General features: G+C 63.3%; 20 protein-coding genes. 9 read left to right on the top strand and 11 right to left on the bottom strand.

What is annotated here, in order from left to right; all coding sequences use genetic code 11:
• Window positions 1-94 precede the first annotated feature (94 nt).
• A complete protein-coding gene (locus ACFSJC_RS17635) occupies window positions 95-958 on the top strand; it encodes a PA4780 family RIO1-like protein kinase (protein WP_386028503.1) in 864 nt (287 codons plus the stop codon).
• 83 nt (window positions 959-1,041) lie between these two features.
• On the opposite strand, the gene ACFSJC_RS17630 is transcribed toward ACFSJC_RS17635, so the two are convergent.
• From ACFSJC_RS17630 to ACFSJC_RS17585, 10 genes are all read right to left on the bottom strand, one after another.
• The gene (locus tag ACFSJC_RS17630; RefSeq protein ID WP_386028502.1) at window positions 1,042-1,761 is read right to left on the bottom strand and encodes a response regulator; all 720 of its coding nucleotides are present in this window, start codon (window positions 1,759-1,761) and stop codon (window positions 1,042-1,044) included.
• Between the two features lie 20 nt (window positions 1,762-1,781).
• Window positions 1,782-2,651 carry an HpcH/HpaI aldolase/citrate lyase family protein gene (locus tag ACFSJC_RS17625; protein ID WP_386028501.1) on the bottom strand — a complete coding sequence of 290 codons (870 nt, stop codon included), beginning with the start codon at window positions 2,649-2,651 and terminating at the stop codon, window positions 1,782-1,784.
• A gap of 214 nt (window positions 2,652-2,865) precedes the next feature.
• The gene (locus tag ACFSJC_RS17620; protein ID WP_386028500.1) at window positions 2,866-3,624 is read right to left on the bottom strand and encodes an HAD family hydrolase; all 759 of its coding nucleotides are present in this window, start codon (window positions 3,622-3,624) and stop codon (window positions 2,866-2,868) included.
• A 2-nt stretch (window positions 3,625-3,626) separates the two neighbouring features.
• The gene (locus ACFSJC_RS17615) at window positions 3,627-4,082 is read right to left on the bottom strand and encodes a tellurite resistance TerB family protein (RefSeq protein ID WP_386028499.1); all 456 of its coding nucleotides are present in this window, start codon (window positions 4,080-4,082) and stop codon (window positions 3,627-3,629) included.
• A gap of 254 nt (window positions 4,083-4,336) precedes the next feature.
• A complete protein-coding gene (locus ACFSJC_RS17610; protein ID WP_386028498.1) occupies window positions 4,337-5,527 on the bottom strand; it encodes a TerD family protein in 1,191 nt (396 codons plus the stop codon).
• A gap of 168 nt (window positions 5,528-5,695) precedes the next feature.
• The gene (locus ACFSJC_RS17605) at window positions 5,696-6,274 is read right to left on the bottom strand and encodes a TerD family protein (protein WP_386028497.1); all 579 of its coding nucleotides are present in this window, start codon (window positions 6,272-6,274) and stop codon (window positions 5,696-5,698) included.
• 120 nt (window positions 6,275-6,394) lie between these two features.
• The gene (locus ACFSJC_RS17600) at window positions 6,395-7,558 is read right to left on the bottom strand and encodes a phosphoribosyltransferase domain-containing protein (RefSeq protein ID WP_386028496.1); all 1,164 of its coding nucleotides are present in this window, start codon (window positions 7,556-7,558) and stop codon (window positions 6,395-6,397) included.
• 226 nt (window positions 7,559-7,784) lie between these two features.
• On the bottom strand, window positions 7,785-8,381 hold the full coding sequence (locus ACFSJC_RS17595; protein ID WP_386028495.1) for a TerD family protein: 597 nt from the start codon (window positions 8,379-8,381) through the stop codon (window positions 7,785-7,787).
• 63 nt (window positions 8,382-8,444) lie between these two features.
• Window positions 8,445-9,128, bottom strand: a complete 684-nt coding sequence (locus ACFSJC_RS17590) for a TIGR00266 family protein (protein ID WP_386028494.1) — start codon at window positions 9,126-9,128, stop codon at window positions 8,445-8,447.
• Window positions 9,129-9,217: 89 nt separating this feature from the next.
• Window positions 9,218-9,796 carry a TerD family protein gene (locus tag ACFSJC_RS17585; protein ID WP_007039538.1) on the bottom strand — a complete coding sequence of 193 codons (579 nt, stop codon included), beginning with the start codon at window positions 9,794-9,796 and terminating at the stop codon, window positions 9,218-9,220.
• Between the two features lie 604 nt (window positions 9,797-10,400).
• On the opposite strand from ACFSJC_RS17585, the gene ACFSJC_RS17580 reads away from it, so the two are divergent.
• Entirely contained in the window at window positions 10,401-12,932 is a 2,532-nt protein-coding gene (locus ACFSJC_RS17580; RefSeq protein ID WP_386028493.1) for a putative bifunctional diguanylate cyclase/phosphodiesterase, read from the top strand.
• Here the strand turns inward: ACFSJC_RS17580 and cysG are convergent.
• Window positions 12,929-14,350, bottom strand: a complete 1,422-nt coding sequence (cysG, locus tag ACFSJC_RS17575) for a siroheme synthase CysG (RefSeq protein WP_386028584.1) — start codon at window positions 14,348-14,350, stop codon at window positions 12,929-12,931. The genes ACFSJC_RS17580 and cysG overlap by 4 nt on opposite strands.
• 105 nt (window positions 14,351-14,455) lie before the next feature.
• On the opposite strand from cysG, the gene ACFSJC_RS17570 reads away from it, so the two are divergent.
• The 7 genes from ACFSJC_RS17570 (at window position 14,456) to ACFSJC_RS17540 (ending at window position 22,818) form a co-directional block, all read left to right on the top strand.
• Window positions 14,456-14,776: a rhd_2599 family sulfurtransferase gene (locus ACFSJC_RS17570; protein ID WP_386028492.1), complete on the top strand. Its 321-nt coding sequence runs from the start codon at window positions 14,456-14,458 to the stop codon at window positions 14,774-14,776.
• 130 nt (window positions 14,777-14,906) lie between these two features.
• The gene (locus tag ACFSJC_RS17565) at window positions 14,907-15,137 is read left to right on the top strand and encodes a sulfurtransferase TusA family protein (protein WP_386028491.1); all 231 of its coding nucleotides are present in this window, start codon (window positions 14,907-14,909) and stop codon (window positions 15,135-15,137) included.
• Window positions 15,138-15,222: 85 nt separating this feature from the next.
• Window positions 15,223-15,702 (top strand): sulfur carrier protein DsrE2, encoded by a 480-nt coding sequence (dsrE2, locus tag ACFSJC_RS17560; protein ID WP_386028490.1) that lies wholly within the window; start codon window positions 15,223-15,225, stop codon window positions 15,700-15,702.
• Window positions 15,703-16,039: 337 nt separating this feature from the next.
• Window positions 16,040-17,773: a biosynthetic-type acetolactate synthase large subunit gene (gene ilvB, locus ACFSJC_RS17555; RefSeq protein WP_386028489.1), complete on the top strand. Its 1,734-nt coding sequence runs from the start codon at window positions 16,040-16,042 to the stop codon at window positions 17,771-17,773.
• 129 nt (window positions 17,774-17,902) lie between these two features.
• Entirely contained in the window at window positions 17,903-18,100 is a 198-nt protein-coding gene (locus tag ACFSJC_RS17550; RefSeq protein WP_386028488.1) for a hypothetical protein, read from the top strand.
• A 369-nt stretch (window positions 18,101-18,469) separates the two neighbouring features.
• A complete protein-coding gene (locus tag ACFSJC_RS17545) occupies window positions 18,470-18,898 on the top strand; it encodes a response regulator (RefSeq protein WP_386028487.1) in 429 nt (142 codons plus the stop codon).
• Window positions 18,895-22,818: a PAS domain S-box protein gene (locus ACFSJC_RS17540; RefSeq protein WP_386028486.1), complete on the top strand. Its 3,924-nt coding sequence runs from the start codon at window positions 18,895-18,897 to the stop codon at window positions 22,816-22,818. Before ACFSJC_RS17545 ends, ACFSJC_RS17540 begins: the two co-directional genes overlap by 4 nt.
• Window positions 22,819-22,886: the final 68 nt, after the last annotated feature.

The following is a 22,886-nucleotide window of genomic DNA, read 5'->3' as shown; positions in this document are numbered from 1 at the left end:
ATGTCGTTCACGTGCTGTATCGCGTCCGCCGTGATCCGCGTTGGATGATTCCCGGTCCGGCGACCCGCGCGCCCTCCTTCCAAATAAGGTAGCCATGAAAGTCCCCAAACGTCTCGAGCCCTTGATCCAGGAAGGCCTGGTCGACGAAGTCCTCTATGCGCTCAAGAGCGGCAAGGAGGCGGCGGTTTATGTGGTGCGATCCGAAGGGGTCGTGCGTTGCGCCAAGGTCTATAAAGAAGCGAAACAGCGCGGTTTTCACAAGCAGGCGTTGTATCGGGAAGGGCGTCAGGTGCGCAATAGCCGCCAGGCGCGGGCGATGGCAAAGGGCTCAAGGTACGGACGCCAGGAGCAGGAAGACGTGTGGCAGAACACCGAGGTCGACGCGCTCTATCGTCTGGCTGCGGCCGAGGTGCGCGTGCCTCAGCCTTACCACTTCGTCGACGGCGTATTGCTGATGCAGCTGATCACCGATGACGAGGGCGACGCGGCGCCCCGTCTGGACGACGTGGATTTGAGCCCCGATCAGGCCCGCGTCTATCACGCCTCGCTGATCGCCGACGTGGTGAGGATGCTCTGTATTGGACTGGTGCATGGCGACCTGTCCGAATTCAATGTGCTCGTCGATCCGCAAGGTCCGGTGATCATCGACCTTCCTCAGGCGGTGGACGCGGCGGCGAACAACCATGCCTCCTGGATGTTGGCGCGCGATGTCAACAATCTGGCCGCCTATTTCGGACAGTTTGCGCCCGAGCTGCTCACGACCAGCTACGCCCAGGAAATTTGGCACCTGTATGAACATGGCCATCTGACGCCGGATGTGACGCTCACGGGGCATTTCAAAGGCCAGCATCGGACGGTCGATCTCGACGCGATCCTGAACGAAATCCACGAGGCCGAGGTGGAGGCGATGCGGCGCAAGCTGGCCTTCGCCCAGGGTGAAAAAGGCGACGTCTCGTAAAATCGAGGCGACGGGGCATCGCCGCCCCGTCACCGGTCGCTCGGTCGGGGTTTCCTGTCGTCTTGAGTCCAGTCTCGCTGTTTTCAGCGTTTTTCGACGACGGCGTCGAAGACATATCCGGCGCCGCGTTCGGTGCGGATGAGTCTGGGGGTGTGGGGGTTGGGTTCGATCTTGCGTCGGAGTCTGAGGATGAGCACGTCGATCGTTCGGTCGAAGACATCCGCATCGTCGTTGTGGGTGCGCTCCAGCAGTTGCTCTCGGCTGAGCACGCGCTTGGGAGATTCGACCAGTGCTTCGAGCAGGAGGTATTCGGCGTTGGTCAGCGAGACGGGATTGCCGCTGGCATCGGTGAGGATTCGCGCGGAGAGGTCCAGTGTCCAGCCGGCGAAGCGGCGGTAGTCGTGGTTTGGGGCGGGGCTGTGAGGCGTACTGGCCAGCGCGCCGGAGGTGCGCCGCAGGACGGCCTTGATGCGGGCGGTGAGTTCGCGCGGGTTGAAGGGTTTCACGACATAGTCGTCGGCGCCCATTTCGAGGCCGAGAATGCGGTCGACGTCCGAGCCCATTCCAGTGAGCATGATGATGGGAATCGCCGAGGTTGCGCGGAGCTGGCGGGCGATGGTGAGGCCGTCCTGGTCCGGGAGGCGGATGTCGAGCAGGATGATGTCGGGCGTGACCGATTCCAGGCTGGAGCGTAACTCGGCCTCGCTGCCCGCCTCGATCAGGCTCCAGCCTTGCTGTCGCGCTTCTTCTGAGACGATCTCCCGGATGTCTGGGTCGTCATCGACGATCAGCACCTGGATCATGGGAGGCTGCTGTCGGCCGCTCAGGAGTCGATCGAGGTGCGTGCCACGATGTGCTGGGCCCAGGAGCTGTGGGTCGCCACCTCGCACATGGATCCGCCGAATTTGAAGACGGCGCGATCTCCCGTCAGGATGCGCTGGGCGGCCTCCAGGTCGTTGGGCGAGATGCGGAAGGCGGCCTCGATCACCGGGATCTGGACCGGATGGATGGCCGTCTTGCCGCACAGACCGTGGGCGATGTCCTCGCTCAACTCCTCGCTCAACAGCTCGGGGTGATCGATATGCTCGAAGACCGGCGCGGTGAGCTGGAATCCATAGGGTTTGAAGATGGTCACCAACTGGGCGATGGTGTGGCCGAGCGGGGTGCGGTAGATGGTGCGGTCGCGCGGACGGCGGATGCCGAGAATGGACAGCAGGTCGTTGCCACCGATGCGTAGCGCCAAGATGCGGCTCTGATAGTCCTGCTCCAGCATGTGATCGCGCAACGCGGTCATGCGTCCGGCATCGAAGACGTCGCGCGTTTCCAGGGTCGGCATGCAGCGATGCCGGGTATCGGCGAGCAGACCCATGTAGTCGTCGATGTTCCCGAGTTCGACCTTGGGAAAGACGAAGCCGTCCAGCTTCTCCACGCCCGGCAGTGCCAGTAGCCTGGCGAGAATCTCGGGGTTGCGGGCGCGCACGAAGCGCAGTGCCTTGGAGTCGGCCGACATTTGGTCCAGACAGGTCTGCAGATTGTTGAGGCCAAGCTCCAGATCCTCTTCGGAGACGGCATCCTCGGTGCAGAAGATGACCGAGCGCAGTTCGGACCAGCGCGCTCCGCTCGCGATATTCAGCAGGTCCTTGTGGGTAACCGGGACGTAGAGCGATCCGCGCAGACGGTATGCCTCAAGCATGTGAAAGACCTCGTATGAGCGAGACGGTCTGATCGGGGGGCGACGGATCCAGCTTGCCTGGGATGCTGAGCTCGCGTCCGGGGTGCGGATCGAGTGCGGGCGGGCGTGGAGCATCGTCCTGCGCAGGTCGTTTCTCGATCGGTGGGCGGCTAGTCTGGGTCAGGCCCGAGATGGTTGCATTCAGGCGCGTCATGGGAAGGTCATGTGAAGCGGATCAGCGGGCGAAGCGGCCGAGCGTTGCGTCGAAGATCTGCGAGCCGCGCGGGGTGATGGCGTAGTCGCACGCGGCCATGAAGGCCCCGTCGATCAGACTGTCTCCGACACCGATGCTCATGATCGCCTCTCCCGACTCGCGCAGACGCTCGATCAGATAGCGGACCGCGTGCTCCTTGCCGAGCCTGGCGGGCAGCACGGCCAGATTGTTGGCGTTGCGGTGCAGATGATAGCGGTCCTGGCGCGCGCTCACCCAGGGCTGTATGACCTCATGCTGAAGCCGGTCCAGGTCGGCGCTCCGGCCAGATCGGTATTTGGCCACCAGATAGAAGGGTAGCCCGTAATCCTCGATGATGCGGATGCGGACCGACAGGTCCAGACGGGCGACTAAGGACTCTGCCGTATCGAGCAGTCCGCTCAGCGCGTCGATGGCCTCCCCCGAGACCGAGTGCATCCGCTCCATCCAGCGGGCATCCGGGTCGCCCTGGGGATCCAGGATGACCCCGCCATAGTCGATGATGCTCCAGCTTCTGAACGGTAGATCCACGCGGCGCAACGCGCCCTGATCCCGCGCGGTGGTTGGGATCAGGGTCGCGTTGCCGTCCAGCAGCCGCCAGAACGCCCGCTGCCCCTCGGTCATGAAGGAATGGGCCGAGCCGTCCTTCAGATAGGCGACCGGGTAGGGGTCTTCGTCAGGAGGGCATTTCGGGCGGCTCTGGAACAGTGTGTCGTCCAGGTCGAGGAAGACCAGTGTCCGCACGCTCAGGCCAGTTCGAACTCGGCCGGATCGAGGCTCAGCTCCATGGCGATCTTGCGTGCGACGCGCTTCTCGTCGTCGTCGAAATTGCCGTCGGCGCCGGCGATCGAGATGATCAGACGCAGGATGAGACGCGAGGCGGCATCGTTGCTTTTCATCTTGCGGATGGCGTCGTAGGCCTTGGCCTCGCCCAGATCCTTGTCGAACTCGATCTGCGTGACCGCGTTCTGGAACGCCTCGATCAGCTCCTTGCCGGAGAAGACCGACAGCGGCTCGTAGTTCTCGATGAAGCGCATCATCTTCTGCTTCTCTTCCGAGGAGATGTTGCCGTCGGCCATCGAGATGAGCACGGATCCGCTCACGGCGGCGTTGAGGAAATCCTTGTTCTTGAACTTCATCGCCTCGTTCTTGAGGTCGTTCGCTTTCTGTTTCAGGTTGTTCAGGAAGTCTTGAAAGGCCATGGTGGCACCTGTGTGATGATTCTCAGTGGATTGAAAGCGGCGTTTGGGCCGGTTCGTGCATCGGACGTGGATCGTCCGCACCCAACTTGGTCCAGCCGCGCTCGAATTCGTTCGTTTTGGCGTGTCGGAGTTCCCTATCCGGTATCTTTTGATCCGCTTCCCTGTCTCTAAGGGGCGGGCGCCCCGTGGGTCTCGCTCGGTGCCTGGATTCTAGCAGAGTCCCCCGGCCACACGGGCCTGATGCGCCCCGTTGTTCAGTCCTTGCGCCCGCGTGCCCATTCGAGGTCCCAGCGGTGGGCCAGGTCCATGTCGACATGGCCGCGATAATAGTCGACCAGCTTGGTGACCTTGACAGCGCCGCCCTGATTCTCCAGTAGCGCGATGGCGCACATGGGGCGGTCGTTGCGGTGCGAGTCGAGTTGGATCTCGATCTCGGGCTGTCCTGGGGTCTTGAGCGTGATGCGCGCGTCCGACTCGGCCCAGTTGGGCGCGCCCTCGTAGATGAAGGCATAGACCAGGACCCGGCGGATCCGGTCCCATTGCTGCCCGTTGATGCGGAGGTTCTCACCCTCCGATCGGGTGCCGGTGCGGTCGTCGGCGTCCAGAGCGATGTAGGGCGGGGTGTTGTAGCTGCCGAAGGTGTTGCCCAATGCCTGAACGGCACTCTTGTCGCCGTCGGCCAGTTCGTAGAGGCAGCCGATATCCAGGTCGGTCCGCTTGGGGCCGAATCCGCCGAACAGGCCCTTCTTCTTGGGCTGTGGCAGGCTGCGCCATTTGAGATTGATGAGGATCTCGCCATGGCTCGCATTGGCGGCCTTCTCCAGCGCCACCGAGTTGCCGCGCTTTTCGAGTGTGATCTTGCTCAAATCCACTGGCGGTGCCTGCGGTTTGGGCGGCTCCGGTGGAGGCGGTGGCGGGGTCTCGGCGACGGTGCCGCCGAAGTGGGTGACCAGCGCATCCAGACCGCCGTTGAAGCCTTGGCCGAGCGCGCAGGTGCGCCAGACGCCGTCCTTGCGATAGATCTCCAGCAGCATGAGTGCGCGCTCCTGGGCGAAGTCGCTGCCGCTGAAGGCGAAGCGTCCGGCCTCGCTGCCCCCGTCGATGAAACGCACCTGTCCGCTGGCGATTTGCGACATGGTACCAGCGCCGTCGATGGCGGCGGTGAGGGTCAGGCGCTCGATGCTCGGCGGCAATCGGCCGAGGTCGATCGAGAATCCGGCTGCGTCTCCGGGTGGCGTGGCGAGCGAGACGCCCCCGCAGGGCGTGGTCGGTTGATTGAAGAAGGTCATGTAACGCTCGTCGGCCAGCTTGCCGTTGGCGTCCAGACCGAAACAGGCGATGTCGACGCTCATGCCTGGTGCGTTCACCGTGACCCCGAGCGTGAAGCGTTGGCCGTTCGGTACCAGATCGGCGACCTTCGCCCGTTGTCCGTGTGTCAAGTTCATCCGCTCATTACCTCGGTGGATGATTTCAATGGGGAGTCGAACCGCAAAGACGCAAAGGGCGCAAAGGGTTGAATCTTGTAGGGTGCAATAGCGAAGCGTATTGCGCCCTACCCACGAATCGAGTCCTTTGCGTTCTTCGCGCCTTTGCGGTTTATCTGAGGGCAGGGATCAGCCGACGTTGACGCCGTGCTGGAGCGCCAGCGCGCGCAGACCGCCGGCATAGCCCTGGCCGACGGCGCGGAATTTCCAGTCGCCGCTGTGGCGATAGAGTTCGCCGAAGATCATGGCGGTTTCGGTGGAGTAGTCCTCGGAGAGGTCGAAGCGGACCACCTCCTGGTTGGTGTCGTCGTTGACGACCCGCACGAAGGCGTTGCTGACCTGCCCGAAGTTTTGGTGGCGGGCCTCGGCCTCGTGGATGGTGACCACGATCACCAGACGCTGGATCTCGGGCGGGACCTTGGGCAGATTGACCTTGATGGATTCGTCATCGCCCTCACCGGCGCCGGTCAGGTTGTCGCCCGTATGGTTGACCGAGCCGTCCGGGGAGGTCTTCTGGTTGTAGAAGATGAAATGGGCGTCGCTCGGGACCTTGCCGTCTTCCTTCACCATGAAGAGGCTGGCGTCCAGGTCGAACGGCTGTCCGTCGGTCGCGCGCGCGTCCCAGCCCAGGCCCACCAGGGCGTTTACCAGGTTGGGCGCCTCCTTGCTCAGATTGACGTTGCCGCCTTTGTTCAAGCTGATGGCCATTGAGAGTCTCCGTTCGCTATCGAAAAATACAGTGCTGTCTATTCTGCCCGTGCCCGGTGACCGCTGGGTGAAGCGTCACGCCAAGCGGGCGGGGAGGGCGACCATCCCGGATGTCCTGCGTCAGCCGAGGGCGTCCGGGTAACGGTAGGTCATGCAGTTGGACCGCATTCGTCCGTCTGGATTCAGGGCCTCCATAAGTCCATCGAGTCCCGCTCGCGGCGTCTCGTGACAGACGAGGATGCGCGCATAGTCGGCGGGATCGACGTTGTAGAGATAGTTGGCGATGCCCTCGTCGTAATTGTCCCCGAAGATCAGGCTGCGGTGCACGTCGGCCCCGACGAGGATGGGCGAGCGGGTGGTCGCCTGTACCGAAACGGCGAAACCGCGCGCCTCCAATTCCAGTCCGATGCGAAAGGCCGCATGCATGAACTCTCCGGTTCCAAGGACCAGAATGGGGGCGCTCGGTTCCAGTCCCTCGGTCGCGTGTGACAGGACCTCGGCCGGAACCTGGATGGCTCGGTCGATACCGAAGCGTCCCAGTGTCTCGGCGATCTGTCCCGGCTCGCGCCGATTGGCGCCGACTGCTGTTGGCGGGATGTCGGCGGCCAGCTGCGGTCCGTGCTGGAAGTCGAAGTCGGCGTGCAGCGCGGCGAGACAGGACACCGGCAAGCCGAGACGCTCGCTGAAACGCTCGGCGCTGTCCGCTCCGCTGAAATCGGTGATGCAGACGAACTGAACCCGCTCGATCGCCGGATTGAAGGAACGATAGGCCTCGACCAGATTGCACAGGGTGGTCCCGGTGCTGATCTCGTCGTCGATCAGGATCAGTTCGCGTGCCTGAGCGAAGGTGTCGAGATGCTCGGGGCGCAGGGGCAGATAGAGCGTCTGGTCCGGCGCGTGGCAGTGGGGTTCCTGGAATTCCAGGAAGCGGCGTCCCTCGACCCGGTAGCGGGTGGAGTGGACGAAGAGGCCGGGCGTGTGCGGATCATGCTCCAGGGCGGCCTCGAACACGCCCTGGCCGAGCCCGGTCGCGGTTTCTGCCATGGCGATGAAGGCCCTGGGACCGGTAGCGGGCGCGAGTTGGGCGGCCAGATGTCGGTGGATGCGGCGCATCTGGCTCGGGCGGGCCGGCCAGTGTTTGCCGAGCACCTTGCTCAGAAAGAGGAAGCCGCGCTTGCGATTGTTGCGTGCGGCGAAACCGCAGAGTTCGTCGAGCGCAAAGGCGGATTCGCGGATCTGGACGGAGAGCCGTCCGGTGTCCAGTTGGATATGGCGTGTCGTCACGAATGAACCTCGACGCGGTGGTGGCCGGGTGTTTTCAGGATGCGTCCCTCGGCCGTGACCATCGGCGCCTTGCACCGTTGAAAACGATGCGTCTGGCCGTGCAGTGCCAGATAATGTGGATTGCATTCGGCGGTGGCGCCCTGTCGAGTCGGATCGAGCAGGGCGCGCACATTGGAGACCGTTCAGTTGAAACCGTCTCGGGTCATGCGAGGTGTGTCGCCGCCCTTTAGAGATGCGGCTTGATCTGGGGCAGCATCTGCTCGAAGGTGCGACCCTGGCCGACCTCGCCGATGGCGTGCATCTTCCACTCGCCGTTATGGCGATAGACCTTGGCCATGATCATGGCGTTGTGGGTGCCTTGGCAGCTGAGGTCGTAGCGGGCGACCTCGGCGTTGTTGGTGCCGTTGACGATGCGGCAGAAGGCGTTGGCGACCTGCGAGAAATCCTGCCCGGTATAGTTGTTGACGGTGAAGACCAGGCTCTTGACCCCGGCCGGAACCTTGGACAGATCGACGATGATCTGCTCGTCGTCGCCCTCGCCCTCGCCGGTGCGGTTGTCGCCCGTGTGGGTGATGCTGCCGTCCTTGCTGTGCAACTGACGGAACCAGACGGCGTCGAGCAGGTTGCCCTGCTCGTCGAACATGAGGCAGGAGGCGTCGAGATCGATGCTGTCATCGCCACCGCCGCCGAACATGCCGCCGAGGAAGCCCGACTTCTTGGCCTGGGCGGCATCCCAGCCGAGTCCCATGACGATGCGGGTCAGACCGCCGCCGGCCTCCTTGTCGAGCGAGATCTTTTGACCCTTCTGAAGACTGATGCCCATCGCTGAAATACCTCGTGTCGTCGAAATGTGGTGTCGTCGGCGTCGTGTTTCTGTTGTACGCCGTCAGTGTGTCTGGGGATTGAAAATGGACCGGTTGCGCGAGCAGACCACGACCTTTCCCTGGCCGCGAAAACGGATGACCAGCCCTTCGCCCGAGGTCACCGAATTGACCACGTTGCCGAAGAAGCCGCCTCCGGTGCGGGGCATACCGACCTCGAACTGGAGGTTGGACGACCAGGCGACCGCGTGGCTGTTGTCGATCACGGTGTCGCGATCGGGCGAGATGTCGAGCGTGAAGAGTGCGCCGAATCCGGATACGGCCAGGGTGCCCTGTCCGACCGCTTCCATGATGACGAAGCCGCCGGTGCCGCCGAACAGACCGCCGCCGAGGCTGTTCATCCGCGAGCGCACGTCCACGCCATGGTCGGCGGCGAGGAAGCTGCCGTCGGATAGGGTGAAGGGTGAGCCTGGAGTGATCTGAATCAGCTCGATTCCCCCCGGCAGGGTGGGCGAGAGCAGACAGTCGCCGTTACCGCCGACGGCCTCGATTTCTTGCTGGAACAGCGATTCGTCGGTGGCGAGCCGGCGCATCAGCGCGCGTCCCAGGCCGCCGCGCATCTGGCCCTTGACCTGAAGCGCCTCTTCCATCATGACCATGGCGCCGGATTCGCAATAGATCTTCTCGCCTTTCTGCATGCTTACGTGCAGAAAGGGATCGATTTCTCCCGTGATCGTGAAGTTCGGCATGGCATTCACCTCTCGGCTAAATGGGGGCGATCAGCGACCAGCTACCAGCCTCTTGCTGGAGGCCGGAAGCTGACGGCTGGACGCTAAAATTAGCCGATGTTGACCCCGTGATCCTTTGCCAGTGCGCCGAGACCGCCGGCGAAGCCTTGGCCCACGGCCTTGAACTTCCATTCGCTGCCGTGACGGTAGATCTCGCCGAACACCATGGCGGTCTCGGTGGAGTAATCCTCCGAGAGGTCGAAGCGGGCCAGCTCGGTGTTGGAGTCCTTGTTCAGGACGCGCATGAAGGCATTGCGGACCATGCCGAAGTTCTGTTTGCGGGACTCGGCTTCATGGATGGTGACGGCGAAGACGACGCGCTGCACGCCGGCTTCGACGCCCGGCAGGTTGATGCTCACGGTCTCGTCGTCGCCCTCGCCCTCGCCGGTGGTGTTGTCGCCGGCATGGACCACGGCGCCGTCGGGCGAGGTCTTCTGGTTGTAGAAGACGAAGTGCCCGTCCGACAGCACCTTGCCGTCTTCGCCGACTAGGAAGACGCTTGCATCCAGGTCGAATGCGGCGCCGTCGGTGGAGCGTGCGTCCCAACCCAGTCCGACGAGGACGTTGGTCAAACCGGGATCGGTCTTGGTCAGGCTGACGTTGCCGCCTTTCTGCAGGCTGATGGCCATGTGCTTCTCCTCATTAGAGTGATGAATTCAAATCAAGCGGTTGAGCTTGATGGGTGGCTGAACGCTCGGGAATTTTGAATCGACCGTCCGGCGCTCGCCGCCGCTCGGTGGGTGCTGTCGCATCTGCTCAATGTGCGCGTTCGCTGGATCGCCCGTTCTCGCTCTGTTGCTCTTGTGTTTTTGGCGTGGGACCCGACTAGTTTAGTCGAGTCGTACCCGGCGCGGTACAGCCTTCGCGCTCTCGCTCGGTCCCCGTCGGTCGTCCCGGTTCGGGGGTGAGGCGAGCAGGTTGTCGCCCACCAGGAGACAGCACATCTGGGCTGATGTTCCGGCGGCGGAGTGTGCTCAGTGCAGGCGTATTGCGATGGATCCGAACACGCCTGCACAATAGGTGTAGAGACGCCTCGTTGCGGCATGTGCCTCGGGCGCCTCCTGTTCGCCGTGTGAGGATGTCTCGATGGCCTTTTCGACGGCTTGCGCGACTCGTGGTCACAAGCGCAAGGTCTGGGTTTCCGCTCTCTCCTGTAACGGTTTACGGCCGTTGACGACGGCGATGCATCCCAGCGTTGCGCGGGGTATTTCGGTGGCAAGGACGGGGTGGTCAATGGGGGATCCCAATCGAATCGGTGGTGTCGCGGTCGCTCTCGATGAGGTCGGCGACGATCTACGCTCGACCCGGTTGCCACCTGCTGATGGAGGGCAGAGCTGCCCTCGTGCCCCCGGATCCAGTGCGGCTGCCGCCGAGCAGTTGCATTCGGCGTTGATCGACGAGGCCTTTCGTCAGGGGTGGGCTGGCATCCCCATGACGGCCGTCTCCATGCTCGGGATGGCTGGCATTCACTGGCTTCACACCCATGCATTGATCGAACCGTTCTGGCTCGTCTCGGGATTCGTCGTCTTCGTGCTGCGCATGCTGCTGCTTTTCGTCCATGACGCATACCGGGAGACTTTGAGCACCCTTACCCGCGCTCGCATGTTCGAGTGGCCGTTGGTGCTGAACTGCTTGGTTTGGGCGGCGCTGCCGATCCTGGTCTTTCCGTCTGCCGAGCCGGTCGAGCGGCTCGCCATGATCGCCATCATCGCCGGTCTCGCGGGTGGCGGTGCGGCGGTGCTCGCGCCCGTGCTCTGGTCGGCGCGTCTCTACATCCTCTGTCTGATGCTGCCGGCCTCCATCATGATCCTGGATACGCCGGGCTCGGGTCCGGTCGTCTTCGTGCTCGGCATCGGTTTCATGGCCCTGTCGTTTTTCAGCCATGCACGCACGCGTGACGTTCTGGTCATGGCGCAGCAGCGTCTGATCGAGAATCAGGCGTTGCTCGCCGAGATGCGGGAGCAACGCTCGGTCGTCGATCGACTCAATCAGGAGCTGCTCTCCGCCCAGCAGCGGCTTCTGGAGCACAGCTTGGCGTTGGAGGTCGAGGTCGAGGAGCGGACGGCGCGCATGCGGCTCGCCTTTTCTGTGATCGAGAATACCGCCGAGGGCATCATGGTCATGTCGATCGATGGCCGCATTCTCGAAGTCAATCCAGGCTTCACGCGCATCACCGGTTACGCGTCCGAGGAGGTCATCGGGCGATCCTTCAAGCTGCTGCGCTCGGATCGGCACGGCGAGGATTTCTTCGACCAGCTCTGGCGATGCTTGCACGCGACCGGGCGCTGGGATGGCGAGATGTGGAGCCGTCGCAAGGATGGCGAGGTCTTCCTGGAGCGGCGTGTCGTCGATGTCGTGTGCGACCCCGAGGGGCAGCCGACGCACTACGTCTCCGTCTTCAGCGATGTCACCTCGGATTATCACAAGGACCAGCAGCTGCTGCATCAGGCGCTACATGATCCGCTCACCGGATTGGGCAACCGTAAGCTGTTGCTGGATCGGCTTGAGCACGGCATCGCGCAGTCGCGCCGTAATGGCTGCCGATTCGGCGTGCTCATCTTTGATCTGGATCAATTCAAGGCCGTCAACGATAGTCTCGGGCACCACGTTGGCGATCAGCTATTGTGCGAGGTCGCCGGTCGTCTAAAGGCCCGTCTGCGTGCCAGCGATACCCTGGTTCGTCTCGGCGGCGACGAATTCGTGGCGCTGATGTCCGACCTTCGTCAGCCGGACGATGCCGTGGTGTTGGCGCACGAACTGCTGGACGCCTTTGCGCGGCCCTTCGAGCTTCCGAATAACCGTATGCATGTACGCTCCTCGCTCGGCATCGCCATCTACCCGGACGACGGTACGGATCCCGATGTTCTCATGAAGAACGCCGATATGGCGCTCTATGCCGCCAAGGCGGCCGGCCGCAACACCTATCATTTTTTCAAGCCGATCTTCGCCGATCAGGCCAGTGAACGTTTGGAGCTGGAGTTGGCGTTGCGCGAGGCGATGGAGCGCCAGGAGCTGTCGCTCTATTACCAGCCCAAGGTTGCCGCCTCGGATCATGGCTTTTTGGGGTTCGAGGCATTGCTGCGCTGGAATCGTGGCGAACTGGGCTTTGTGCCGCCGGATCGTTTTGTGCCGGTCGCCGAGGACTGCGGACTCATCGGTCAGATCGGGAGCTGGGTGCTGGCCGAGGCCTGTGGTCAGATCGCGCGCTGGTATCGCGCCGGCTATGGCTGGAGGAAGGTGGCCATCAATGTCTCGGCGCGTCAGCTTGTGCATGACGATCTGGTCGGCATGATCGGGCGCGAGTGCGAGCGGCAGGGCATTTCGCCGACTCTCTTGGAGGTGGAGGTCACCGAGAGCTGCGTGATGTCGAATCCAAGCCAGACTTCGCCCATCCTGGCGGCGCTCCGGGCGATGGGTGTCTCGGTGGCCATCGACGATTTCGGGACCGGCCATTCGAGCTTGTCCTATCTGCGGCGCCTGCCAGTGGACGTCATCAAGATCGATCGATCGTTCGTTCACGAGGCGGCCAGGGACACGGGTGCCGAGGCTATCGTCAAGACCATCGTGAATCTGAGCAAGACGCTCGGGATGGACGTGGTGGCCGAGGGGGTCGAGACGCTGGAGCAGGCCGAAATGCTGGCGCGGATGGAGTGCGATGTCCTCCAGGGGTATTGCTTTGCCCAACCGATGCCGGTCGATGAGATCGAGCGCCGGTGGCGGGAGAGCGATGCCACGCCTTCGGCGCTCGGTTTGGCCGAGATTTAGAGGATCGGTACGGTGGCCCCCTGCACCGGTTCGTCCGGTGGGCTGAACCAGTTGAGCTTGTCGCGCAGCTTCACCACCTCGCCCACGATCACCAGGGTCGGTGGTTGCGGCTGCGCGGCGGTGACGATGTCGCCGATGGTCGCGAGCGTCCCCGTGTAAACCCGCTGCATGTGGGTGGTGCCTTGTTCGACCAGCGCGATCGGCATCTCGGCGGGGACGCCGTGGGCCATGAGCCGCTCGACGATGATGGGCAATCCGACCAGTCCCATGTAGAAGACCACCGTCTGGTTCGGCTGGGCGAGCGCCGGCCAGTTGAGGTCGATGCTGCCGTCCTTGAGGTGGCCGGTGACGAAGGTGACCGACTGGGCATGATCGCGGTGAGTCAGCGGGATACCGGCGTAGGCGGCGCAGCCCGAGGCGGCGGTGATGCCGGGGATGACCTGGAAGGGGATGCCCTCGGCGGCCAGGGTGTCGATCTCCTCGCCGCCGCGCCCGAAGATGAAGGGGTCGCCGCCCTTGAGCCGCAGCACGCGGAACCCGTCCTTGGCTAGGTCGGCGAGCAGCCGGTTGATCTCCTCCTGACGCATCGCATGATGGTTGCGCTGCTTGCCGACATAGATGCGGCGGGCGTCGCGGCGGGTCATCTCCAGAATTGGCGCGGCGACCAGACGGTCGTAGACCACGACGTCGGCCTGCTGCATCAGGCGCAGGGCGCGGAAGGTCAGCAGGTCCGGATCGCCTGGGCCGGCGCCGACCAGATAGACCTCGCCCATGTCCTGGTCCAGGGCGTCCGGCGCCAGCTCCTGCTCGATGATGGCCTCGGCCTCCTCGAACTGGCCGGCGAAGACGCGTTCGGCGACCGCCCCCTGCAACACGCGATCCCAGAAGCGGCGACGGTCGCGTTGGTCGGTGAAGCGCGTCTTCACGCGGTGGCGATAGCGTCCGCTGAACTCGGCGAGTCGGCCATAGCCGGCGGGGATCAGCGACTCCAGCCGGGTGCGCAGCAGGCGGGCCAGGACGGGAGAGGCCTTGCCGGTCGAGATGGCGACCGTGACCGGCGAGCGGTCGACGATGGATGGCAGCAGAAAGGTGCAGGCCTCCGGGTCGTCGACCACATTGACGGGGATGTCGAGCGCGTTGGCGAGTTGGGCGATGTGGCGGTTGGTTTCGCCCTCGTCGGTTGCGGCGATGATGAGTCGGTTGCCCGGCAGATCCTGCGGCTCGAAGCAGCGCGCGACATAGCGGAACTCGCCCACCTCGGCCTTGCGCTCAAGCGTTTCGCAGAGCGTCGGGGAGACCAGGGTGACGGCCGCCCCCGAGCGTAGCAGGCTGCCCACCTTGCGGGCTGCGGTGGTGCCGCCACCGATCACCAGACAGGGCTTGCCATTGAGGTCGAGAAAGATCGGGAGGAGTTCCATGGTCATCTCAGTGGTCTCGGTGGTGTTGCGCCCACAGGGTCGTTGAGTTGGTATTCAAAAGTCCTTAATATACTTAATTGCTTAGTTTTATGGTAGGACGGCAGCGTGGTCAACGAAATCGAATCAGAGCCGCTGCGCCAGCGGCTTCTGGAGGGTGAGGATGTGCTCCTGGTGGACATCCGCACTCCGGCGGAGATGGCGCAGGGCGTCATACCCGACGCCCTACAGGTGCCGATGCATCTGATTCCAGTACGGATGAACGAATTGCCGAAGGATCGGGATGTGGTGCTCTATTGCCGCAGTGGTGCCCGCTCATATCAGGCGTGCTCCTTCATGATGCAACAGGGCTACGATCGGGTTCTGAACCTGCGTGGCGGCATCATTGCCTGGGCGCGTCATGGATATCCGATCGTGGATGCCTCCTGATGCGGAGCTGTGCGAGATCGCTTTAGGATTGCCCGGGGTATAGCTTGTTTTTTTCTATGGTTTTACCCTATATATCAATTATTGTGTCTACTGATATTCTAAAACAACAGACCTAGACCGGAGGTATTTCATGGCAGATTTCGACCAAGAACTCGACGCGAGCGGCCTCAACTGTCCGCTGCCGATCCTGCGCGCCAAGAAGACCCTGAACGCCATGGCGAGCAGTCAGGTGCTGCATGTGATCGCGACCGATCCAGGTTCGGTCAAGGATTTCGACGCCTTCGCCAAGCAGACCGGCAACGAACTCGTCGAGTCCAAAGAGGAAGGCGGCAAGTTCCACTTCCTCATCAAAAAGTCCTGATCGTCCAGAGTCCTCGCGCAATCGATCTTTCTCTTTCCGATCACACATGACTTCGCGAGCTCGGCAGGCCCGCGAGGAGGACTCGATGGAACAGAAAAAACTGGCGATCATCGCCACCAAGGGCTCTTTGGACTGGGCCTACCCCCCGTTCATTCTGGCTTCGACCGCAGCCGCGTTGGGTTACGAGGTGCAGATTTTCTTCACCTTCTACGGTCTGCAACTGCTTAAGAAGAAGCTGGCCCTGGAGGTGACCCCGCTTGGCAACCCGGGCATGCCCATGCCGATGGGGATGGATAAGTGGTTCCCCGTGCTGGGGCTGACCCTGCCAGGCATGCAGGGCATGATGACCTCCATGATGAAGAAGAAGATGCAGAGCAAGGGCGTGGCCAGTGTCGATGAGCTGCGCGATCTGTGTCAGGAAGCGGAGGTCAAGCTCATCGCTTGCCAGATGACGGTCGATCTGTTCGACCTGAATACGGCCGAGTTCATCGATGGTGTGGAGTACGCGGGGGCTGCGGCCTTCTTCGAGTTCGCCGGCGAGAGCGATATCTGCCTCTATATCTAACCCTCTGGCCCGATCAGGCGTGATCGGACTGAAATCCGCGCCGCCGTTTCGGCGGCGTTTTCGTTTAAGGGAACTGGATCTTCAAACGATCGATCGAGCACGCAAAGCGTGCCAAAAGCACTGGTGATTTCAAGGTCTTGCCCCAATGCAGAGTCCCGTCGTCTGGGTGAGGCAGTCGTTGTTTTCCGCGTGCTCGTTGCGGTTTTACGTGCCGAATCCAGGTCGGTCGATTGCGGCTTCCGCTCGGGCATGGAGGGTTCGTCTCCTTAGCCCCCCTGTCTGCGCGCTATGATGGGGTCCGATTCAACATGACAGTTCGCCGTTCATCATCACTACTATGACAAGCCCGACCCTAACCGGGGCTGCCCTCTTTCTCGATGTGCTCACCGACCTCGGCGTCGACTACCTGTTTGGGCACACCGGTGGGGCTGTGATCCCCATCCACGTCGAAATCAACAAGCGTCTGCGTCGCGGCGAACGCGTTCCTACCTTCGTGTTCTGTCGGCAGGAAGGCGGCGCGGGGCACGCGGCCGAAGGCTATGCCAGGGTGAGCGGTCGGGTTGGTGTCGTTCTGGTCACCTCCGGCCCGGGCGCGACCAACCTGGCGACGCCCATCGCTGACGCCCACAAGGATTCGCTGCCAACCCTCTTCATTACCGGCCAGGTTCCGAGCGCGGCCATCGGCTCCGATGCCTTCCAGGAGGTGGATACGGTCGGAATGACGCGGCCCATCTCCAAGCACAATTATCTGGTCAAGGACGTGGGCGACCTGGAATGGGTGTTGCGCGAGGCCTATGCGCTGGCGAGCCACGGACGTCCGGGACCCGTGGTGGTGGACATCTGCAAAGACGTCCAATTGGCGCTCGCCGGGCACAGGAACGCGCCGCGCACCCGTCATTGCGAGGAGGTGCCGTTCGATTCGGAGCGCGCCAACGCCATCTTGGAGGCGATCGCACGCGCCGAGCGTCCGGTCGTCAAGGCGGGTGGCGGCGTGATCCATGCCAATGCGACCGAGGCTCTGCGGCGTTTCGCGGAGCGTTTAGACGTTCCCGTCACCACGACTTTCAACGCGCTCGGCGCCATGGCGTTCGAGGCGCCGCATAACCTTGGGATGCCGGGCATGCACGGCACCATCCCGGCCAACTATGCACTGCGCGATGCGGATCTCATCCTCTCGCTCGGCGGTCGCTTCGACGACCGGGTGGCGGTGCGCGGGTTCGCCGACGGCAAGCGTATCGCGCACGTCGATATCGATCCGTCCGAGATCGACAAGACCATCTCGACCGATCTCTATCTGGTGGCGGGGCTCGATGCCTTCCTGGCGCATGCCCTGGCCTCGCAACGTACCGCGACCCATTCGGACTGGATGGCCCGTATCGCGGCCTGGCGCCAGCAGATGCCCAAGCCCTACGTTCGCTCGGAGTTCATCAAGCCGCAGGAGGCGATCGAGGTCATCTCCGAGTTGACGCAGGGTGACGCCGTCGTGGCCACGGGGGTCGGACAGCATCAGATGTGGTCCGCCCAGTATTACCGCTTTCGGCGTCCCCGCCAGTGGGTCAGTTCGGGTGGACTCGGCACCATGGGGTTCGGGCTGCCGGCCGCCGTTGGTGCTTGGTACGCCGATCCGACCCGTCCGGTGGTGTTGATCGACGGCGACGGCAGCTTCCAGATGAATATCCAGGAGCTGGGCACGGTCGTTGCCAATCGCATCCCGCTCAAGATGTTCGTCCTCAACAACAGCTTCCTCGGCATGGTGCGTCAGTGGGAGGACATGATGGACGGCGGCCATCATTACGAGACCTGTCTGGCCCGCAACATCGACTGCGATCCGGACTGCATCGATCTGGATCAGGGCTGTAGGCGTCAAATCCCCAATCTCACTGGGCTCAAATACGTTTATCCTCGTCTCAAAACCCTGCGCATCAAGGATCCGGCCGAACTGCGCGAGGGGATCGCCAGGGCGCTTGCCGAGCCAGGTCCCGTGCTGGTCGATATCTGGATCGACAAGGCCGAGAACGTCGTTCCCATGGTGCGCCCCGGTCACGGCCTGGATCAGATGGTCGAGTCCTGATCCAACTCGGGACATCGCCCCGCTCAGGTCTTTGAGACACCTCGCCCCGCACCTTTTCCGCCTCCATCAATGGATGCGGGAGTGCTGAAGGGCGGGATCCTACCGATCTGGTTGTCGAGTCGAGTCGCTATGCGGATCAAGACCAAGCTGATACTGATCGGATTGTTGCCCTGGGGGATGGCGGTTGCCTTCGGCTTGGTGTTCTCCCAGGGCCATACGCAGCTTGGCGCGTTGCGCGATCGGGTGGGGCAGACCGACGAATGGCTGTCTCGGCTCGAAGGTTTCGAGCGTGCCGCGTCATTCTCGACGTTTGGTCATCGCATATAGCGATGATCTTTGGCGCATCGCCCTTACGTTCATCGCCATCACCGCGATTCTCGTGATGGCCCTCATGTATCCGGCTCTCTTCCGTATCGTCGCGTCGGTGCAGGCACTCACCTGTGGCGTGCGTGCGATCGGCGAGGGCTCGGGTTCGCCAGGGCTCATCCTCACGGGCGATGACGAGTTTGGGTGGTTGGCGCGCGAGTTCGACATCATGTCTCGCCGACGCCGAAGCGGCGCACGAGGCGCGCACTCGCGAGCTGGAACTGGCTGTCGCGGATCTGGAGAATTTCAGTTATTCCGTCTCTCACGATCTGCGTGCCCCCTTCAGTTTTACCCTACCTGCCCGGCCAGAGGCCGGATCGGGAGATCCTCATGGTTGCGAATGACTCGGTCGTTGACGTCCTCCTGTTGGAGGACAACCCAAACGATGCGGAACTGGCCATCCGTGCCCTGAAAAAGAACAATCTGGCCAATCATCTGGAGTGGGTGAAGTACGGCGCCGCCGCGTTGGATTTCCTGTTCCAGCGCGGCGATTATGCCGATCGCCCGGACTGCTCGCCCAAGATGGACGGGATCGAGGTGCTGGGGCTGCGGCGCGCCAATCCGCAGACCAGAGAGCTTCCCGTGGTGATTCTGACCTCCTCGAAGGAGGAGCGGGATCTGGTCGCGACCTATCGGCTTGGCGCCAATCGCTTTGTCGCCAAGCCGGTCGCCTTTGACGCGTTCGCCAAGACAGTGGCCGATCTGGGAATGTATTGGGTTCTGGTCAATCGGCTCCCGCCGGAGATCCGCTCCACTTGATCGCGAGTCAGATACGCCTCCTCCTGTTGGAGGACAGCAGCACGGATGCCGAGCTGACCGAGCGCGCACTGCGCCGTGCTGGGTTGATCTTCGAGGCGAGACGGGTTCAGGACCGCTCGGGCTTCGTCTCGGCGCTCGAAACCTTTCGTCCAGATGCTGTGCTTGCCGATTGCAGCCTTCCTCGGTTCGACGGGGCCGACGCCCTGCATCTGGTCCGCGCGGCGTATGCGGATCTGCCGTTCATCTTCGTCACCCGGGCCATCGGCGAGGAAAAGGCGGTCGAGCTGCTGCGCAGCGGGGCCAGCGACTATGTCCTCAAGGATCGTCTGACCCGCTTGCCGGCGGCTCTCGACAGGGCCTTGGACGCGGTACGCCAGAGGCAGGCATTGAGCGCCGCGCAGCAGGCTCTTCGGGAGAGCGAAGCGCGCTTTCGTGCCATCGTCGAAACCACGCAGGATTGGATCTGGGAGGTCGACGCCCAGTGCGTCTACACCTATGTGAGCCCGGCATCGCGGCCCCTGCTCGGTTATGACCCCGAAGAGGTGTTGGGGCGTCGTCCGTTCGACCTGATGGACCCGGAGGAAGGCGAGCGTGCCGCCGCGCGCTTCGCCGAGTTTTCCGAGGCCCGCCGGCCCTTCTTGCTGCTGGAGAGCCGCTGTCTGAGCAAGGACGGTCGCGAGGTCGTGCTCGAAACCAGCGGGACACCCTTCTTCAATTCCGATGGCGCCTTCCTCGGCTATCGCGGTGTCGATCGCGACATCACCGAGCGCAGACGCCTGGGAAGCCTGTCCAGGTTTCGGGCCGAACGCGCGGCGTTGCTGCTCGAATTGCCGCGCGAGGCCCAACGGCTGAAGCGCAATGAGCTGGAGTTGGCGCTGGAGGAGAGCCGCGAGCGTCTGGCGCTGGCCCTGGATGGTTCGGATCTGGCCCTCTGGGACTGGATGGTTCAGACCGGCGAGATCCGTTTCAACGAACGTTGGGCGCAGATGCTCGGTTACTCGTTGGGTGAGCTTCTGCCCACCAGTGTCGAGACCATCGGTGCTCTCTGTCACCCGGAGGATCTGGAGAAGGTCCGGGTGGCTCTGGGGCGGCACTTCGCGGGTGCCGATTCCCATTTCGAGTGCGAGGTTCGTTTCCGTCACCGGGACGGGGACTGGGTGTGGGGGTTGGATTGCGGCAAGGTGGTGGATTGGGATGCGAAGGGGCGGCCGCTGCGGATGGCGGGGACCCGTCTCGATATCACGGCCCGCAAGTCGGCCGAGGAGGCGCTGCTGAAGTTGTCTCTCGCCGTCGAGCAGAGCCCGAGCAGCATTGTCATCACGGATCTGAATGCGCGTATCGAGTACGTGAACCCGGCCTTTACCCAAGTGTCGGGATACAGCTTCGAGGAGGTGCGCGAACAGAATCCACGCATTCTCGCCTCCGGGCAGACCCCGAAGACGGTCCATGCCGAACTTTGGCAGACGCTCGCTCGTGGCGAGGTGTGGCGCGGCGAGTTCCTCAACAGGCGCAAGGACGGGGTCGAGTATGTGGAACGCGCGTCCATCTCGCCGGTGCGCCAGCCGGATGGACGCATCACCCACTATCTGGCGGTCAAGGAAGACATCACCGAGCGCAAGCGGTTCGAGGAGGAGCGGGCGCACTACCGTCAGCATCTCGAAGAGCTGGTCGAGACCCGCACGCTGGAGCTGAGACTGGCCGAGGAGCGCAGCCGGCTCATTCTCGAATCGAGCGCCGACGGCATCTATGGCGAGGACACGGAGGGACGGGTCACCTTCATCAATCCAGCCGCCTGCGCCATGTTGGGCTATGCGCCCGATCAGGTGTTGGGACGCTGCATGCACGATTTGGTACACCATCATTATCCGGACGGCCGGGTCTTTCCTCGCGCTGAATGTCCCATGAGCGGCTCGCTCGGCGATGTGCGGGTGGTGCACCAGGAGCCCCTGGTGTTCTGGCGCGCGGACGGCTCGTCCTTGCCCGTCGCCTATTCGGCCCACCCCATGCTTAGGGACGGTGTCGTTGTGGGGCGTGTCGTCAGCTTCTTCGACACCTCGGCCCATCAGCAGACCGAAAGGGCGCGCGAGGCGGCGCTCGCCGAGGCCGAGCGCCTGGCCCGCCTGAAAAGCGAGTTCCTCGCCAATATGAGCCATGAAATCCGCACCCCGCTGAATGCGGTGCTCGGGTTCGCTCAGGTCGGGATACGCGAGAACGATCCGCACAAGGCGAGGGATTTTTTCCGGCGCATCATGGACTCGGGGCAATTGTTGCTCGGCATCGTCAACGGCATTCTGGATTTCTCCAAGATCGAGGCCGGGAAGCTGGTCATCGCGCGGGAACCGGTCGATCTGCGTCGTTTGATACGACGGGCGGAGGAACAGATACGCGAGCGCGCCCTCGACAAGGGGCTGAGGTTCCATGTCGAGCTGGCACCCGATCTGCCCGCGATCTGCCAGGGCGACGATCTGCGGCTCGCCCAGATTCTGGCCAATCTGCTGTCGAACGCCGTCAAGTTCACAGAGCGGGGCCAGGTTTCGCTCGCGCTCTCCAGGGTCGGGGGACGTTTGCTGTTGAGGGTCTCGGACACGGGTATCGGGATGAGCGAGCGGCAGGTCGGCACTCTCTTTCAGCCGTTCACTCAGGCGGACGGATCCATCACCCGCCGTTTCGGCGGCACCGGTCTCGGGTTGGCGATCACGAAGCGGCTGGTCGACATGATGGGCGGCGAGATCGGTGTCCATAGCGACCTGGACAAGGGGACCTGTTTCGAGGTGGGCCTGCCATTGATCGATCCGGTCGGTTCAATCCGCAACACGCGTGATGGCCTGCCCGAGGTTGCGGCGGCGTTCGCTCGCGAGCGTCTCAGGGGACTCATCATCCTGGTCGCCGAGGACAATGAGACGAATCGTCTGGTGCTGGAGGAGATGTTGAACTTCGAGGGTTGCTGGATGGTTGCCGTGAGCAACGGCCAGCAGGCCGTCGAGCGGGTACGTCAGGATGGCGCCATGGCCTTCGATCTGGTGCTCATGGACATCCAGATGCCGGTGATGGACGGCTACGAGGCGACGCGTCGAATCGTCGCGCTCGCCCCCGAACTGCCGGTCGTCGGGCTGACGGCCCATGCGATGGCGAGCGAGCGGAATCAGTGTCTCGCGGCCGGTATGGCGGATCATCTGGCCAAGCCGGTCGAGTTGGATGTCTTGGTCGAGGTCGTGCTCCGGCACACGCATGCGCGGCGCTCCGGGGCGGGTCAGGATTCCTCTCATCGTCTCGCGAGGGCGCGGCTGTCCTCGTCCCCGGAGGTCGATACCGCCCGCCCGGGAGCGGGGTGGGTCGACTGGGAGGCCCTTGAGAAACGCTACCGGCAGTATCCTGGGTTCACCCCTAAACTGCTGGGTACGGCGCTTCAGGCGAACGGCGAGCACGCTCAGGTCCTGCGTAAGGCGGCCCAGTCCGGCGATTTGGCTCGGGTCGCCTTCGTCGCCCACAGTCTGAAGGGCACCGCCCGCAATCTCTTCGCCAGCGGGTTTTCCGAGCTGGCCGGTGCTGCCGAGCGCAGTGCGCGCGACGGCCGGCCGGATGCCGCGAGCCGGGCGCGTCAGCTCGCGGACGCGCTGGATGGGCTGCTACTGGAGATCCGTGCTCGCCAGCCGTGTCTCGGCGGCGGAGTCGAGACGATTGAATCTTCAGCCTCCGACTCCATCGATCTGGATGCCTTGACGCAGGTGGTCGCCCGTCTAGAATCCCTGCTGTCGATGGACGATACCGCCGTCAATCAGTCCTTCGAGCGTGACGAGCCGCTGCTGATTCGCGCCTTCGGCGAGGAGGCCCGCCGGCTCGGCCGAGATATTCGTGCGTTCGAGTATTCGCGGGCATTGGCCTCGCTCCGTTCGATCTGGCAACGCTGGCGGTTGGCCTGAGTCGAGCCGCGCTCCGGCGCCTCCTAGGAGTCGCGCCTCCATCGAATCTCCCCAGCCTGGGCGTCTGG

Origin of the sequence: Thiorhodococcus fuscus, from assembly GCF_042682685.1 — a bacterium.
GTDB classification, from domain to species: domain Bacteria; phylum Pseudomonadota; class Gammaproteobacteria; order Chromatiales; family Chromatiaceae; genus Imhoffiella; species Imhoffiella fuscus.
This window is presented reverse-complemented; position numbering and strand designations above follow the sequence as displayed.

Bases quoted from the DNA above. Each gene is read 5' to 3' on its own strand.
- ACFSJC_RS17595 (WP_386028495.1), bottom strand. From the start codon at position 8,381: ATGGGCATCAGTCTTCAGAAGGGTCAAAAGATCTCGCTCGACAAGGAG.
- ACFSJC_RS17605 (WP_386028497.1), bottom strand. From the start codon at position 6,274: ATGGCCATCAGCTTGAACAAAGGCGGCAACGTCAATCTGAGCAAGGAG.
- ACFSJC_RS17635 (WP_386028503.1), top strand. From the start codon at position 95: ATGAAAGTCCCCAAACGTCTCGAGCCCTTGATCCAGGAAGGCCTGGTC.
- ACFSJC_RS17630 (WP_386028502.1), bottom strand. From the start codon at position 1,761: ATGATCCAGGTGCTGATCGTCGATGACGACCCAGACATCCGGGAGATC.
- ACFSJC_RS17590 (WP_386028494.1), bottom strand. From the start codon at position 9,128: ATGCCGAACTTCACGATCACGGGAGAAATCGATCCCTTTCTGCACGTA.
- ACFSJC_RS17550 (WP_386028488.1), top strand. From the start codon at position 17,903: ATGCGGATCAAGACCAAGCTGATACTGATCGGATTGTTGCCCTGGGGG.
- ACFSJC_RS17565 (WP_386028491.1), top strand. From the start codon at position 14,907: ATGGCAGATTTCGACCAAGAACTCGACGCGAGCGGCCTCAACTGTCCG.
- ACFSJC_RS17545 (WP_386028487.1), top strand. From the start codon at position 18,470: ATGGTTGCGAATGACTCGGTCGTTGACGTCCTCCTGTTGGAGGACAAC.
- dsrE2 (WP_386028490.1), top strand. From the start codon at position 15,223: ATGGAACAGAAAAAACTGGCGATCATCGCCACCAAGGGCTCTTTGGAC.
- cysG (WP_386028584.1), bottom strand. From the start codon at position 14,350: ATGGAACTCCTCCCGATCTTTCTCGACCTCAATGGCAAGCCCTGTCTG.
- ilvB (WP_386028489.1), top strand. From the start codon at position 16,040: ATGACAAGCCCGACCCTAACCGGGGCTGCCCTCTTTCTCGATGTGCTC.
- ACFSJC_RS17615 (WP_386028499.1), bottom strand. From the start codon at position 4,082: ATGGCCTTTCAAGACTTCCTGAACAACCTGAAACAGAAAGCGAACGAC.
- ACFSJC_RS17610 (WP_386028498.1), bottom strand. From the start codon at position 5,527: ATGAACTTGACACACGGACAACGGGCGAAGGTCGCCGATCTGGTACCG.
- ACFSJC_RS17585 (WP_007039538.1), bottom strand. From the start codon at position 9,796: ATGGCCATCAGCCTGCAGAAAGGCGGCAACGTCAGCCTGACCAAGACC.
- ACFSJC_RS17580 (WP_386028493.1), top strand. From the start codon at position 10,401: ATGGGGGATCCCAATCGAATCGGTGGTGTCGCGGTCGCTCTCGATGAG.
- ACFSJC_RS17625 (WP_386028501.1), bottom strand. From the start codon at position 2,651: ATGCTTGAGGCATACCGTCTGCGCGGATCGCTCTACGTCCCGGTTACC.